The organism is Marinobacter persicus (assembly GCF_900114155.1).
Taxonomy (GTDB): Bacteria; Pseudomonadota; Gammaproteobacteria; order Pseudomonadales; family Oleiphilaceae; genus Marinobacter; species Marinobacter persicus.
The window spans coordinates 75651-88792 of sequence record NZ_FOSC01000011.1 but is presented as its reverse complement, the minus strand read 5'-3'; the positions used below and the strand labels follow the sequence as shown (position 1 = coordinate 88792).

Below are 13142 nucleotides of genomic sequence, written 5' to 3'. Positions count from 1 at the left end.
ATAAAGGTTCCTGTCTCTACACTTGCAAATTCGACTCACTTTGTGAGCAAAGTAGACAAGTATCGCGTCTTGACGGGGTGCTGGCGGCCAGAAACGGCAGCCGGCTGAGATTGCACAGCAGAACCCGCAACCTGATCCGGATAATACCGGCGTAGGGATTAAGACCAGATGAATAGCACCAGTGCGCCCGTTTCCGGGCTACAGGTGTGCTCCGTCATACGCGACCCGACCACCAAACGAACCGGGAGCAGACAATGACGGATCTTCCTTCCTACCTCAGCGATTCCGCGCAAGTGGATTCGGCAGCAATCAAACCATTACCAAGCTCACGAAAAATATACGTGCAGGGTAGCCGACCCGATCTCCGCGTGCCAATGCGGGAAATTACGGTGGAAGACACGCCCACCGAGATGGGTGGTGAAAAGAACCCGCCGGTGATGGTCTACGACACCTCCGGGCCCTATACCGATCCACAAGCCACCATCGACCTGCGCAAGGGTCTCAAGCCCATTCGTCAGGCCTGGATTGAAGAGCGCGGTGATGTGGAACAGCTGGCGGACTACACCTCCGAGTTCACCCGCCGGCGCATGAAAGACCCGCAGCTGGACCCGCTGCGGTTCATGGACGAACGCAAGCCGCTGCGCGCCAAGCCCGGTAAAAACGTCAGCCAGATGCACTATGCCCGCCAGGGCATTGTTACCCCGGAGATGGAATTCATCGCCATCCGGGAAAACATGAAGCTGCAGGAAGCCCGGGAGAACGGCCTGCTGGATGACCCGCACCCCGGCCAGTCCTTCGGCGCCAACCTGCCGCCGGAGATCACCCCCGAGTTCGTGCGTGACGAAGTGGCCCGTGGCCGCGCGATCATCCCCGCCAACATCAACCACCCGGAAACCGAGCCGATGATCATCGGTCGTAACTTCCTGGTGAAGATCAACGGCAATATCGGCAACTCCGCCGTTAGCTCTTCCATCGAGGAAGAAGTGGAAAAACTTACCTGGGGCATCCGCTGGGGCTCGGATACGGTGATGGACCTGTCCACCGGCAAGAACATCCACGAAACCCGTGAGTGGATCATCCGCAACTCGCCGGTGCCCATCGGCACCGTTCCGATTTATCAGGCGCTGGAAAAAGTCGGCGGCGTGGCCGAGGACCTGACCTGGGAAATCTTCCGGGACACGCTGATTGAACAGGCTGAGCAGGGCGTGGACTACTTCACCATTCACGCGGGTGTGCGCCTGCACCACGTGCCCCTGACCGCCAAGCGGACCACCGGTATTGTGTCCCGGGGCGGCTCGATCATGGCCAAGTGGTGCCTGGCCCACCACAAGGAAAGCTTCCTGTACGAGCACTTCGAAGACATCTGCGAAATCATGAAAGCCTACGATGTGGCCTTCAGCCTGGGCGACGGCCTGCGCCCAGGTTCCATCGCCGATGCCAATGACGCGGCCCAGTTCGGTGAACTGGAAACCCTGGGCGAGTTGACCAAGATTGCCTGGAAGCACGATGTCCAGTGCATGATCGAAGGCCCGGGTCATGTGCCCATGCACCTGGTGAAAGAGAACATGGACAAGCAGCTCGAATGCTGCGACGAAGCGCCATTCTACACCCTCGGCCCGCTGATCACCGACATCGCGCCCGGCTATGACCACATCACCTCCGGCATTGGTGCCGCGATGATCGGCTGGTACGGCTGTGCCATGCTCTGCTACGTGACGCCCAAGGAGCACCTGGGCCTGCCCAACAAGGACGACGTGAAAACCGGCATCATCACCTACAAGATCGCCGCTCACGCCGCCGACCTGGCCAAGGGCCACCCGGGCGCTCAGATTCGCGACAACGCGCTGTCCAAGGCCCGTTTCGAATTCCGCTGGGAAGACCAGTTCAACCTCGGCCTGGACCCGGACACCGCCCGTGCCTACCACGACGAGACCCTGCCCAAGGAATCGGCCAAGGTGGCGCACTTCTGCTCCATGTGCGGGCCCAAGTTCTGCTCCATGAAAATCTCGCAGGAAGTGCGGGATTACGCGGCGGAAAATGGTCTGGACGAAGTGACGGCGATTGACGCCGGCATGCAGGAGAAGTCGAAGGAGTTTGTCGAGTCCGGCAGCAAGCTCTACGACAAGGTCTGACAGGCGCGGTAACTTGCAGTAGCGCCATGCTTCCGGCTATCGTTCAAGGCCGAACACATAGCCGGAAGCGTCCATGCCCAAACCATTCCAGTTCAATGCCAACGACGTCACCGTCGAAAAACGCGAAACCGTCTTCCAGGGCTTTTTCCGCATGGACAAGCTCTGGCTGACCCACGCGCGTTTTGATGGCCGCGAAATGCCTACCTTTACCCGCGAGCTCTTCGTGCGTGGCGATGCCACCTGCGTGCTGCCCTACGACCCCGAGCGGGATGAAGTGGTCCTTCTGGAGCAGTTTCGCTTGGGCGCGCTGGGCAGGGATCAGTCACCCTGGTTGCTGGAACTGGTGGCCGGCATGAATGAAGACGGCGAGGCGCCGGAAGAGGTGGCCCGCCGCGAGGCCGAGGAAGAGGCCGGATTGACCTTTGGCCATCTGGAAAAGGTCTGTGACTACCTGGTGTCGCCGGGTGGTACGACCGAACTGGTACACCTGTATTGTGGCCACACCAGCACAACTGACGCCGGCGGTTTGTATGGCCTGGAGCACGAACACGAAGACATTCGGGCGCATGTGGTGCCTGCGGATGAGGCCATCGCCATGATTCAGGACGGTCGCATCAACAATGCTGCCGCCATCATCGCCATCCAGTGGTTGCAACTGAACCGTGAGCGGCTGCGCCGGGAGTGGGTGGCAGCATGACCGAGTGGGTAAAACGGCCGAAGCCGTATGTGCCGGATCTGCGACGTTTTGGTGCGTTGTGTGACGGCAATTACCAGCGCCTGCGCAAGTTGCGAAAGCTGGAAGTAGCAGGTCAGCCGGTGTGTGAATTCGAGCTGCACCGGGAGAACCAGTACCTGGGCCGGGTGCGTATCGAGGTGCTGCAAACCACCAAGTTCACCGAAACCCTGCTGCTGGAACAGGTGCACAATAGCGGCCGGTGGCTGAACAACCCGCAAATGACCGTGCGCGTGTACCACGATGCCGCCATGGCTGAGATCATCAGTTGTTACCGCCAGCGTCAGATTGCCCCGGTTAACGATTACCCCAACCGTTACATGCACCACCCGGACGAAAAAGTGCAGGTGAACAGCTTCCTTGCCGATTGGCTGGACTTCTGCCTGCGCTTTGGTCATTTACCTATGGAGCACGCCGCCTGGACTGCCGGAGGAGGGCTGGAATGACCGGCCTGACGGCCGCCGCCTCCCAGGATGTGAAAGTTTGTAAAATTTCCCGGTAAGCTGTTCAGAATGTGAACGGTTCTCCATTCCTGCATGACCAACCCGACTATGCCTGTCGTACACTGGTAACAATCCGTAATTGATTGCAACGAAAGCACACAGGCCAGGCATGACCGACTCCCGATTTGACCAACCGCTGCGGGTATTGCAGCTGACCGATCCCCACCTGATGGCCGACGAGCAGGGCAGCCTGCTGGGCGTTAACACCCGTGACAGCCTGAACGCGGTCATTGATGAAGTGCTCTCGGCTCATGGTCGGCCGGATCTGGTGCTGGCTACCGGAGACATCACCCAGGATGCCTCGGAAGCCGCCTATCGTTACTTCGGTGAGCGCCTAAATGTATTCGGGTGTCCCTCGCTCTGGATCGCGGGCAATCACGATGACGCGGCGGTGCAGGCCTCGATCGCCAGTGAGTTTCAGGCAGGGCAAAAACAGATGGTGCGGGGCGGTTGGCACTTTGTCATGCTGGATTCCTCGGTGCCCGGCAAGGTATATGGTGAACTTGCAGAGAGCGAGTTGGCCTTTCTACAGAAGGCGCTGGCCGAACACCCGGACTTGCCCACCATGGTATGCCTGCATCATCACCCGGTCAGCATTGGCTCGGCGTGGATGGACAGAATCGGCCTGATCGACCCCGGGCCGTTCTGGCGGGTAGTCGATCGCCAACGGCAAGTGAAAGTTGTCCTGTGGGGCCACATTCACCAGGATTTTCACCAGCAACGGAACGGTGTGCAATTGCTCGCCTCGCCCTCCACCTGCATCCAGTTCGCCGCCGGCTCCGAAGGCTTCGCCGTGGAACCGGCAGCGCCGGGTTACCGGTGGTTTGAGCTGCACGCTTCCGGCGACCTTCAAACCTCGGTCGGCCGTGCAACCGGGTTTGAATTTGACCTGGATGAACAGAGTGGCGGGTACTGACGGCTACCCGGCCCGCAGTTCTCTTGCCGCCGCCACCATGGTCTCCAGTGCCGGCAGCACCTCTTCCCATTTGCGGGTTTTCAGGCCGCAGTCCGGGTTGACCCACAGCCGTTCAGCCGGAATCCGTTCAGCCGCCAGTTTCATCAGTTTGCTGATGTGATCCTTCCCAGGCGTATTCGGCGAGTGAATGTCGTACACGCCCGGGCCGATGTCGTTCGGGTACTCGAAATTCTTGAAGGCATCCAGCAGCTCCATGTCTGAGCGGGAGGTTTCGATGGTGATCACATCCGCATCCATGCGGGCAATTGCCTCGATGATGTCATTGAATTCCGAATAACACATGTGGGTATGGATCTGGGTTGTGTCGTCCACACCATTGGCGGCCAGGCGGAAGCAGTTGATTGCCCATTCCAGATAGCTTTCCCAATCGGAACGACGCAGGGGCAGGCCCTCGCGCAGCGCGGCTTCGTCGATCTGGATGATACGAATTCCGGCTTTTTCCAGGTCCTGCACCTCCTGGCGAATCGCCAGCGCCAGTTGCAGGCAGGAATCCCTGCGCGGCTGATCATCGCGCACGAACGACCAGTTCAGAATGGTGACCGGGCCAGTCAGCATGCCTTTGACCGGTTTATCGGTCAGCGACTGGGCGTAGCGAATCCAGCCTACCGTCATGGCGTTGGGGCGCTCGATATCACCGAATAGAATGGGCGGCTTCACGCAGCGGGAGCCGTAGGATTGCACCCAGCCGAAACGGGTAAACGCGTAGCCGTCCAGCTGTTCCCCGAAGTACTCCACCATATCGTTGCGTTCCGGCTCGCCGTGTACCAGCACATCCAGGCCCAGCATTTCCTGTTCACGAATGCAGCGCTCGATTTCGCCTTCCATTTGCGCTTTGTAGGTTTGTGCGTCCAGATCACCTTTACGGAATTTCAGCCGGGCCTGGCGAATCTCCCGGGTTTGGGGAAAAGAGCCGATCGTGGTGGTGGGGTAGGCCGGCAGCTGCAGTTTTTGCTGTTGCAGGGCAATACGTTGCGCGTAGTCACTGTTGCGTTGTCCCTGGCACGCTTTGATTGCTGCAACGGCTGCGCGAACCCGCGGGTTAATGACACGTTCTGAGTTCAGGCGACGGTCGATGGCGGCCCGGTTTTCGGCCAGTATTGATGCCACGGTATCGCGGCCTTCATTTAATGCCTGGCTGAGCACCAGTACTTCTTCGAGTTTTTGCAGCGCGAATGCCAGCCAAGTGCGGATCTCCGGGTCCAGTTCGGTTTCCGGTGCCAGGTCGACCGGCACGTGGAGCAGTGAGCATGAAGGCGCCAGCCAAAGCCGTTTCGCCAGTTTTTCATGGAGCGGTTCCAGCCAGTTGAGCTGGGCCTCCAGATCGGTTTTCCAAACGTTGCGTCCGTTCACCACGCCCAAAGACAGCACCTTGTGGGTAGGCAGCCAGTCGGCCACCCTGTTTACCTCATTAGCGGCGCTGACAGCATCCAGATGAATGCCGGCGACCGGTAGCTCACACGCCAGTTGCAGGTTATCGCGGAGCTCTCCGAAATAGGTGGCCAGCAGTACCTTTGGGCGGCTGCTTTTCAACTGATGGTAGGCCAGATTGAAGCCGTGTCGCCAATTGGCATCCAGGTCGGTCACCAGTGCCGGCTCATCAATCTGTACCCAGTCGGCACCGGCATCGGCCAGGGTTTCGAGCAGTTTGGCGTAGACTGGCAGCAGTCGTTCCAGCAGGTCCAGCCGGTTGCTGCCATCCGTGGTCTTGCCAAGCCACAGGTAAGTGACCGGGCCAATAATCACTGGTTTTGCCTGTACACCCTGCGCTTTTGCCTCGGCCAGTTCGGCCAGCAGCCGGTCCGGGTTCAGAGTGAACTCGGTGTCGGCATTCAGTTCCGGCACGATGTAGTGGTAGTTGGTGTCGAACCATTTGGTCATCTCTCCGGCGGCAATGGCGCAGCAGGCGCTGTCGTTTGCACCCCGGCCCCGGGCGGCGCGGAAATAGGCATCCAGTTCAGAGCCCTCCGGGCCTTTGGCGCGGTCTGGCAGATTGCCCAGCGTGACGGACATGTCCAGCACCTGGTCGTACAGGGAAAAGTCGCCAACGGGCGCGAGATCCAGCTGGGCCTGTTGTTGCCAGTGCCGCTGGCGTAATGCGGAGGCGGTTTCCGCCAGTGCCTGTTCGGATTGTTGGCCGGCCCAGTAAGCTTCAAGCGCGAATTTCAGTTCCCGGTGGCCGCCGATTCGCGGAAAGCCGAGATTATGTGTGGTAACCATGATGATGTCCCTGGTGTTGTTGGTTTGAACAGGTGGCCAAGGTTAGGGCGCTTGAAGGATGAATAAAAATGGTATTATTTCACCAAGCCATGAACAAATTTCACGGAAAGCCATGATCGAGCGAAACCATCTGGAAATCCTGCGGGCTACCGAGCGCCAGGGATCCTTGACTGCCGCCGCGGAGCAACTGCACCTGACTCAATCCGCCCTGAGCCATGCCATGCGAAAGCTGGAGCAGCAACTGGGCACCCCGGTCTGGACGCGTGAAGGCCGGCAACTGCGGTTTACTCAGGCTGGCGAGCAGTTGCTGGGGCTGGCAAACCGCCTGTTACCGCAATTTGAGCATGCTGAAATGCTGGTGAGGCAAATTGCACGGGGTCAACGTGGTAGTTTGCGGGTCGGTATGGAGTGTCACCCCTGTTATCAGTGGCTACTGAAAGTGGTGGGGCCTTATCTGCAGCAATGGCCGGATGTGGATGTCGACGTAAAGCAGGAATTCCAGTTCGGTGGCATGGGTGCGCTGTTTGGCCACGACATTGATTTGCTGGTCACCCCGGATCCGTTGCATCGCCCCGGCGTGCTGTTTGAGCCGGTTTTTGATTATGAGCAGGTGTTGGTGGTGCCGGTGGGCCACACATTGGCCGGCAACGAATGGGTTGAACCGGAGCAGTTGGAAAAGGAAACCCTGATTACTTATCCGGTAGCCGCCGAGCGGCTGGATATTTTTACCCGGTTTTTCCTGCCCGCTCACTGTTCGCCGGCAAGGCACAAAACCATTGAAACGACTGACATCATGCTGCAGATGGTCGCCGCCGGGCGGGGCATAACAGCTTTGCCCCGTTGGCTGGTTGACGAATATGCGCGAACAATGCCGATCAAGGCCTTGCGACTCGGGCGCGAAGGAATGCCGAAACAGATATTTCTGGGCTGTCGGGAACGGGATGAATCGCTGGACTATCTGGCAGCCTTCATCCGGCTGGCGCGAGAGGTTCGCTGGAGCTAGTCTCTTCGGTTAAACTGCGGCAAAAATTCAGACAGGAATAAGCACCATGAGCGAAACCCCGGCCGATCTCAAATACATTGAAACCCACCAGTGGGTGCGGGTTGCCGATGATGGCACCGCCACGGTGGGCATTACCGACTTTGCCCAGGAACAGCTGGGCGACATCGTGTTCGTGGAAGTGCCCGAGGTGGGGGCAACGGTCAATGGCGGGGAAGAGGCCGCCGTGGCCGAGTCCGTCAAATCCGCTTCCGATGTGTTTAGCCCGGTCACTGGTGAAGTGCTTGAGGTTAACGAGAAGTTGGAAGATGAGCCGGAGCTGGTGAATGAAGACCCGTATGGCGAAGGCTGGCTGTTCCGGGTGAAACTGGCGGACGCCGGCGAGCTGGATGGCCTGATGGATGCCACCGCCTACGTCGAGCACGCCGCCTCCGAGGGCTGAAGGTTCAGTCCCTTAAGGACATCACCGGCCAGCCGTTATCCCGGGCCACCTGCTCCAGAGTCGGGTCCGGATCGACGGCGACCGGGTTGTCCACTTTCTGTAGCAGTGGCACATCGTTTCGTGAGTCGCTGTAGAACCAGGCACCTTCCAGGCTTTCTTCATTGCCCGCCAGCCAGTCGTGCAGGCGCTCCACTTTGCCTTCCTGAAAGCTTGGGGTGCCGGCCACTTCTCCGGTGAAACGGCCGTTCACCAGTTCCGGTTCGGTGGCAATCAGGTGCTCCACGCCCAGTGCGGCTGCGATGGGTTCGGTGATGAACCGGTTGGTGGCGGTGATAATCATCAGGGTGTGGCCCTGTTCGCGGTGGCGTGTCAGCAACTCAGCCGCTTTTTTCTGCATCATCGGCGCCACTTTTTTCTGCATGAAGGTGTCCCGCCAGCGCTCCAGCTCTTCCATGCTGTGGCTCGCCAGCGGCTTCAGAATAAAGCGCTGGTAATGGAATATATCCAGTTCGCCGTTCAGGTATTCCTGATAGAACTGATCGTTGGCACGGCGGTATTCCTCTTCGTCCACCAGTCCCTCGTCCACCAGAAACTCGCCCCACGCGTGGTCGCTGTCGCCATTAAGCAGAGTGTTGTCCAGATCAAAAATCGCAAGCGTCAAGTGACGTCCTCCCATGGTTGTCAGGCTGGTCGGCAAAAGCCGGAGTCTACCATGCCCATTGAGTGATGGCTCTTCCTGTCTCCGGTGAAGGTATCTTAATGGGGGACTTTCAGGCTCTGTTTGCCCGCGCCTTGGGTTTCTGCAAGAATGAGAGCAACTTGGACAATTGTCGCCAGTAAAAAAGTAACTGGCAGCCGACTTATTTTAAGAGGACTGTGCCGTGATCGACAAAGACGGTTTCAGACCCAACGTCGGAATCATTCTGGCCAACCACAGGGGCGAAGTGCTCTGGGCAAGGCGAATAGGGCAGGATTCATGGCAGTTCCCTCAGGGCGGTATCAAGCACAACGAGACGCCGGAAGATGCACTGTACCGGGAACTGGCCGAGGAAATCGGCCTGAGTGCCAGCGATGTGGAGATCATCAGTTGCACCCGGGGCTGGCTTCGGTACCGTCTGCCAAGGCGAATGGTGCGCTACAACTCGCACCCCGTCTGCGTGGGGCAAAAACAGAAATGGTTCCTGCTGAGGATGTTATCGCCGGATGCGCATGTTCGCGTGGATGGCACCGATTCACCGGAATTCGACGGATGGCAGTGGGTTAGCTACTGGTATCCGTTGGGGCAGGTGGTTTCATTCAAGAAAGAAGTGTACCGGCGCGCGCTACGGGAGCTGGCGCCCAGGCTGTTCCACAACATGGAGCAGTGGTTGAGAAGTGGCGAGCAGAACCGACGCCGGAAGGAACTCAATAAATGACGGACTGAGCCCATGCTGAGCATCCTGCGAAATATCGTACAAGAAGTGAATGCAGCCCGGGATCTCCAGGAGGCGCTGCGTATTATCGTATCGCGGGTGCAGGAAGCCATGGGCACTGAGGTGTGCTCGGTTTATCTGCTGGATCCGGCTTCTAACCGTTATATCCTGATGGCTACCGAAGGCCTTTATCAGGAGTCGGTGGGCAAGGTCAGCATGGGGCACTCCGAGGGTCTGGTTGGCCTGGTCGGTGCACGGGAAGAACCGATCAATCTGGAAGACGCTCCCTCCCATCCCCGCTACCGTTACTTTCCGGAAACCGGTGAAGAACGTTTCCGTTCCTTTCTGGGCGTGCCCATTATCCACCGCCGGCGGATGCTCGGCGTGCTGGTGGTTCAGCAGCGGGAAAGCTCACGATGTTTTGATGAGGGCGAAGAAGCGTTTCTGGTCACGGTTTCTGCGCAACTGGCCAGTGTTATCGCCCATAGCGAAGCCACTGGTGCCATCAGCGGGCTGTCACTGACTGGCGAGGAAACCAAAGACATTTGCTTCAGCGGCGTACCGGGCGCACCGGGTGTTGCCATCGGCACCGGGGTGGTGGTGTATTCCACCGCCGACCTGGATGCGGTACCGGAGAAAGCCGCTGAGAATATCGAACAGGAACTGGAACTGTTCCGGGCTGCGGTTCAGACGGTACGTGAAGACATCCAGAGGGTTGCGAAGCGGTTGTCATCGCAGCTGCGCCCGGAGGAACTGGCGCTGTTCGATGTTTATCTGAGCATGCTGGGGGACAAGGCGCTGCCGGGCGAGGTGGATGCCCGCATTCGTGAAGGGGTCTGGGCCCAGGGCGCGCTCAAGCAGGTGGTGAAGCAATACATCCGTCACTTCGAGATGATGGACGATCTGTATCTGCGTGAACGGGCGGTGGACATCCGCGATCTCGGTCGCCGGCTGCTCTCCCGGTTGCAGGAAGGCGAGGAAAAGAACGTAGAGTATCCGGAAAACACGGTGCTGGTCAGCGAGGAAATTACGCCGGCCATGCTGGGTGAGGTGCCCAAGGGGCACCTGGTTGGCCTGGTGTCGGTGAAAGGCTCCAGCAACTCCCACGTTGCCATTCTGGCCCGCGCCATGGGTGTGCCCACGGTGATGGGGCTGGTGGATATTCCGGTTAACCAGCTCGATGGTAAAGAGCTGGTGGTCGACGGCTTTGAGGGTCAGCTGTTTGCCTCGCCGTCGTCGGAGCTGCGAGCCTTCTACCAGGAAATCTGTGACGAGGAGGCTGAGCTTTTCCGGGGGCTGGAAGCGCTGCGTGACAAGCCTTGCGAAACCACTGACGGCCATCGGGTGGCCCTGTTGGTGAATACCGGTCTGATGACCGATGTGGCCCGCTCTCTTTCCCATGGTGCCGAAGGCATTGGGCTGTACCGCACCGAAGTGCCTTTCATGATCAAGGACCGCTTTCCCTCCGAACAGGAACAGCGGGAGTATTACCGGGAACAGCTGGAGGCTTTCGCGCCCAACCCGGTGACCATGCGCACCCTGGATATCGGGGGCGATAAGGCGCTGACCTATTTCCCGATCCAGGAAGAAAACCCGTTCCTGGGCTGGCGTGGCATTCGAGTGACCCTGGATCACCCGGAGATATTTCTGGTGCAGGTGCGAGCCATGCTCAAGGCCAGCGAGGGGCTGAACAACCTGCAGATCATGCTGCCGATGATCAGCAACATTTCCGAAGTGGAAGAGTCCCTGCACCTGATTTACCGCGTTTACCATGAGGTACGTGAAGAGGGTTACGAAATCCACATGCCGAAGGTGGGCGTGATGGTGGAAGTGCCTGCGGTGGTGTACCAGATCCGGGAGCTGGCGGAGCGGGTGGATTTCCTGTCCGTGGGCTCCAACGACCTCACCCAGTACCTGCTGGCGGTGGATCGCAACAACCCGCGTGTGGCCCAGTTGTACCACTCTTACCATCCCGCAGTGCTGCAGGCGCTCGTACGAGTGGCGCAGGACGCCCATTCGGTGGGCAAACCGGTGGGTATTTGCGGCGAGTTGGCCGGCGATCCCGGCGGCGCCTTGCTGTTAATGGCCATGGGGTACGATTCCCTGTCCATGAACGCGGCCAGTCTGCCGAAAGTGAAGTCGGTGATCCGCAACGTCAGCCGCGAATGGGCCGCCCAGTTGCTGGAAGACGTGCTTCTGCTGGATTCGCCGCACGTTATCAAGAGCTGCGTGGATCTGGCTCTGCGCAATGAGGGTTTTGGCCGTTACCTGCGCCCGGCCCGGTCGTCCTCTGCTGCCCTGGCCAAGAAAACGTCTGCGTAACTCGCGGGGCGCACAATAAAAAAGGCCGGAGGGTGCCTCCCTGCCGGCCTTTTTAAGACACTTGAGCGCTTACAGAATATAGCGGCTCAGGTCCTCGTCTTCCGCCAGTTCGCCCAGCTTTTCGTCCACGTAGGCCGCGGTGACTTCAAACTCGCCGTTTACCTGATCGCCAGCGTCAAACGACAGGCTTTCCAGCAAACACTCGAGTACCGTATGCAGCCGGCGGGCACCGATGTTTTCGGTGGTTTCGTTCACCTTGTGGGCCACTTCCGCGAGGCGGGTGATGGCCTCATCGGCAAACGTCAGCTTCACCCCTTCGGTGGCCATCATCGCCTCATATTGCTGCACCAGGGAGGCGTCCGGTTCGGTCAGGATGCGCTTGAAGTCTTCCGGTGTCAGGGCTTTCAGTTCCACCCGGGTCGGCAGGCGGCCCTGCAACTCCGGAATCAGGTCCGATGGCTTACTCAGGTGGAAGGCGCCGGAGGCGATGAACAGAATGTGATCCGTGCGTACCGAGCCGTACTTGGTACTGACGGTGCTGCCTTCAATCAGCGGCAGCAGGTCCCGTTGAACACCTTCCCTGGATACATCAGAGGAAGTGTTTTCGGAGCGCTTGGCCACCTTGTCGATTTCATCCAGGAACACGATGCCGTTCTGTTCCACCGCCTGGATGGCTTTTTGTTTGATCTCTTCCTCGTTCACCAGCTTGGCCGCTTCTTCATCACGGGCCTGCCTGAGCGCATCCGACACTTTCATCTTGCGGGTTTTGCGCTTGTCGGATGACATGCTGGAGAACATGTTCTGTAATTGGCTGGTCATTTCCTCCATGCCCGGAGGTGCCATGATTTCCACGCCGGCGCCACCGCTGCGCAGTTCAATCTCGATTTCCTTGTCGTCCAGCTCGCCTTCACGCAGTTTTTTGCGAAACAGCTGGCGGGTGGAGGAGTCGTTGCTGGTACGCTGGCTGTCTTCCTGCAAGTCCCGGGGTGGTGGGATCAGGGCGTCGAGGATTCGCTCTTCGGCGGCATCCAGGGCACGGTTTTCATGCAGCTTCATTTCCTTTTCGCGCAGCATTTTCACTGCGGAATCCGCCAGGTCTCGGATAATCGATTCCACATCGCGGCCCACGTAGCCGACTTCCGTGAACTTGGTGGCCTCCACTTTCAGAAAGGGCGCATCCGCCAGCTTGGCCAGGCGGCGGGCGATTTCGGTCTTGCCTACGCCGGTGGGGCCGATCATCAGGATGTTCTTGGGCGTAATCTCGTCACGCAGGCTGCTGTCCAGCTGCATACGGCGCCAGCGGTTGCGAAGGGCAATGGCAACGGCGCGCTTGGCTTCTTGCTGACCCACGATGTGCTTGTTCAGCTCGTGGACAATCTCACGGGGAGTCATTGCAGACATGGTC

The 13142-nt window shown here is 59.1% G+C and carries 11 protein-coding genes and 1 riboswitch; of the genes, 8 read left to right on the top strand and 3 right to left on the bottom strand.

Features of this window, described 5'->3' with window-relative positions; genetic code table 11:
• The first annotated feature begins 63 nt into the window (after nucleotides 1-63).
• A riboswitch (TPP riboswitch) is annotated at nucleotides 64-175 on the top strand.
• 79 nt (nucleotides 176-254) lie between these two features.
• The 4 genes from thiC (at nucleotide 255) to cpdA (ending at nucleotide 4284) form a co-directional block, all read left to right on the top strand.
• Nucleotides 255-2132: a phosphomethylpyrimidine synthase ThiC gene (gene thiC / locus BMZ63_RS12710; protein WP_091706030.1), complete on the top strand. Its 1878-nt coding sequence runs from the start codon at nucleotides 255-257 to the stop codon at nucleotides 2130-2132.
• 73 nt (nucleotides 2133-2205) lie between these two features.
• The gene (locus BMZ63_RS12705; protein WP_091706028.1) at nucleotides 2206-2829 is read left to right on the top strand and encodes an NUDIX domain-containing protein; all 624 of its coding nucleotides are present in this window, start codon (nucleotides 2206-2208) and stop codon (nucleotides 2827-2829) included.
• Nucleotides 2826-3311: a DUF1249 domain-containing protein gene (locus tag BMZ63_RS12700; RefSeq protein ID WP_091706027.1), complete on the top strand. Its 486-nt coding sequence runs from the start codon at nucleotides 2826-2828 to the stop codon at nucleotides 3309-3311. Before BMZ63_RS12705 ends, BMZ63_RS12700 begins: the two co-directional genes overlap by 4 nt.
• Before the next feature lie 166 nt (nucleotides 3312-3477).
• Nucleotides 3478-4284: a 3',5'-cyclic-AMP phosphodiesterase gene (gene cpdA / locus BMZ63_RS12695; protein WP_091706025.1), complete on the top strand. Its 807-nt coding sequence runs from the start codon at nucleotides 3478-3480 to the stop codon at nucleotides 4282-4284.
• A gap of 3 nt (nucleotides 4285-4287) precedes the next feature.
• Here the strand turns inward: cpdA and metE are convergent, their stop codons facing one another.
• Complete coding sequence (gene metE, locus BMZ63_RS12690) at nucleotides 4288-6561, bottom strand: 5-methyltetrahydropteroyltriglutamate--homocysteine S-methyltransferase (RefSeq protein WP_091706023.1); 2274 nt, start codon at nucleotides 6559-6561, stop codon at nucleotides 4288-4290.
• Nucleotides 6562-6673: 112 nt separating this feature from the next.
• On the opposite strand from metE, the gene BMZ63_RS12685 reads away from it, so the two are divergent.
• Both BMZ63_RS12685 and gcvH read left to right on the top strand, forming a co-directional pair.
• A complete protein-coding gene (locus BMZ63_RS12685; RefSeq protein WP_091706022.1) occupies nucleotides 6674-7564 on the top strand; it encodes a LysR family transcriptional regulator in 891 nt (296 codons plus the stop codon).
• Between the two features lie 46 nt (nucleotides 7565-7610).
• Entirely contained in the window at nucleotides 7611-8003 is a 393-nt protein-coding gene (gcvH, locus tag BMZ63_RS12680) for a glycine cleavage system protein GcvH (RefSeq protein WP_091706020.1), read from the top strand.
• Nucleotides 8004-8007: 4 nt separating this feature from the next.
• Here the strand turns inward: gcvH and BMZ63_RS12675 are convergent, their stop codons facing one another.
• Nucleotides 8008-8664: a histidinol-phosphatase gene (locus BMZ63_RS12675; protein ID WP_091706019.1), complete on the bottom strand. Its 657-nt coding sequence runs from the start codon at nucleotides 8662-8664 to the stop codon at nucleotides 8008-8010.
• A gap of 220 nt (nucleotides 8665-8884) precedes the next feature.
• On the opposite strand from BMZ63_RS12675, the gene BMZ63_RS12670 reads away from it, so the two are divergent.
• On the top strand, nucleotides 8885-9418 hold the full coding sequence (locus BMZ63_RS12670; RefSeq protein ID WP_091706017.1) for an RNA pyrophosphohydrolase: 534 nt from the start codon (nucleotides 8885-8887) through the stop codon (nucleotides 9416-9418).
• Between the two features lie 12 nt (nucleotides 9419-9430).
• On the top strand, nucleotides 9431-11737 hold the full coding sequence (ptsP, locus tag BMZ63_RS12665; RefSeq protein ID WP_091706016.1) for a phosphoenolpyruvate--protein phosphotransferase: 2307 nt from the start codon (nucleotides 9431-9433) through the stop codon (nucleotides 11735-11737).
• Nucleotides 11738-11806: 69 nt separating this feature from the next.
• Here ptsP and hslU read toward each other — a convergent pair whose 3' ends face one another.
• Entirely contained in the window at nucleotides 11807-13138 is a 1332-nt protein-coding gene (gene hslU, locus BMZ63_RS12660) for an ATP-dependent protease ATPase subunit HslU (protein ID WP_091706014.1), read from the bottom strand.
• Nucleotides 13139-13142: the final 4 nt, after the last annotated feature.

What these genes read in the sequence shown, in the direction of transcription:
- thiC (WP_091706030.1), top strand. Translation starts at nt 255, where the DNA reads ATGACGGATCTTCCTTCCTACCTCAGCGATTCCGCGCAAGTGGATTCG.
- BMZ63_RS12705 (WP_091706028.1), top strand. Translation starts at nt 2,206, where the DNA reads ATGCCCAAACCATTCCAGTTCAATGCCAACGACGTCACCGTCGAAAAA.
- BMZ63_RS12700 (WP_091706027.1), top strand. Translation starts at nt 2,826, where the DNA reads ATGACCGAGTGGGTAAAACGGCCGAAGCCGTATGTGCCGGATCTGCGA.
- cpdA (WP_091706025.1), top strand. Translation starts at nt 3,478, where the DNA reads ATGACCGACTCCCGATTTGACCAACCGCTGCGGGTATTGCAGCTGACC.
- metE (WP_091706023.1), bottom strand. Translation starts at nt 6,561, where the DNA reads ATGGTTACCACACATAATCTCGGCTTTCCGCGAATCGGCGGCCACCGG.
- BMZ63_RS12685 (WP_091706022.1), top strand. Translation starts at nt 6,674, where the DNA reads ATGATCGAGCGAAACCATCTGGAAATCCTGCGGGCTACCGAGCGCCAG.
- gcvH (WP_091706020.1), top strand. Translation starts at nt 7,611, where the DNA reads ATGAGCGAAACCCCGGCCGATCTCAAATACATTGAAACCCACCAGTGG.
- ptsP (WP_091706016.1), top strand. Translation starts at nt 9,431, where the DNA reads ATGCTGAGCATCCTGCGAAATATCGTACAAGAAGTGAATGCAGCCCGG.
- hslU (WP_091706014.1), bottom strand. Translation starts at nt 13,138, where the DNA reads ATGTCTGCAATGACTCCCCGTGAGATTGTCCACGAGCTGAACAAGCAC.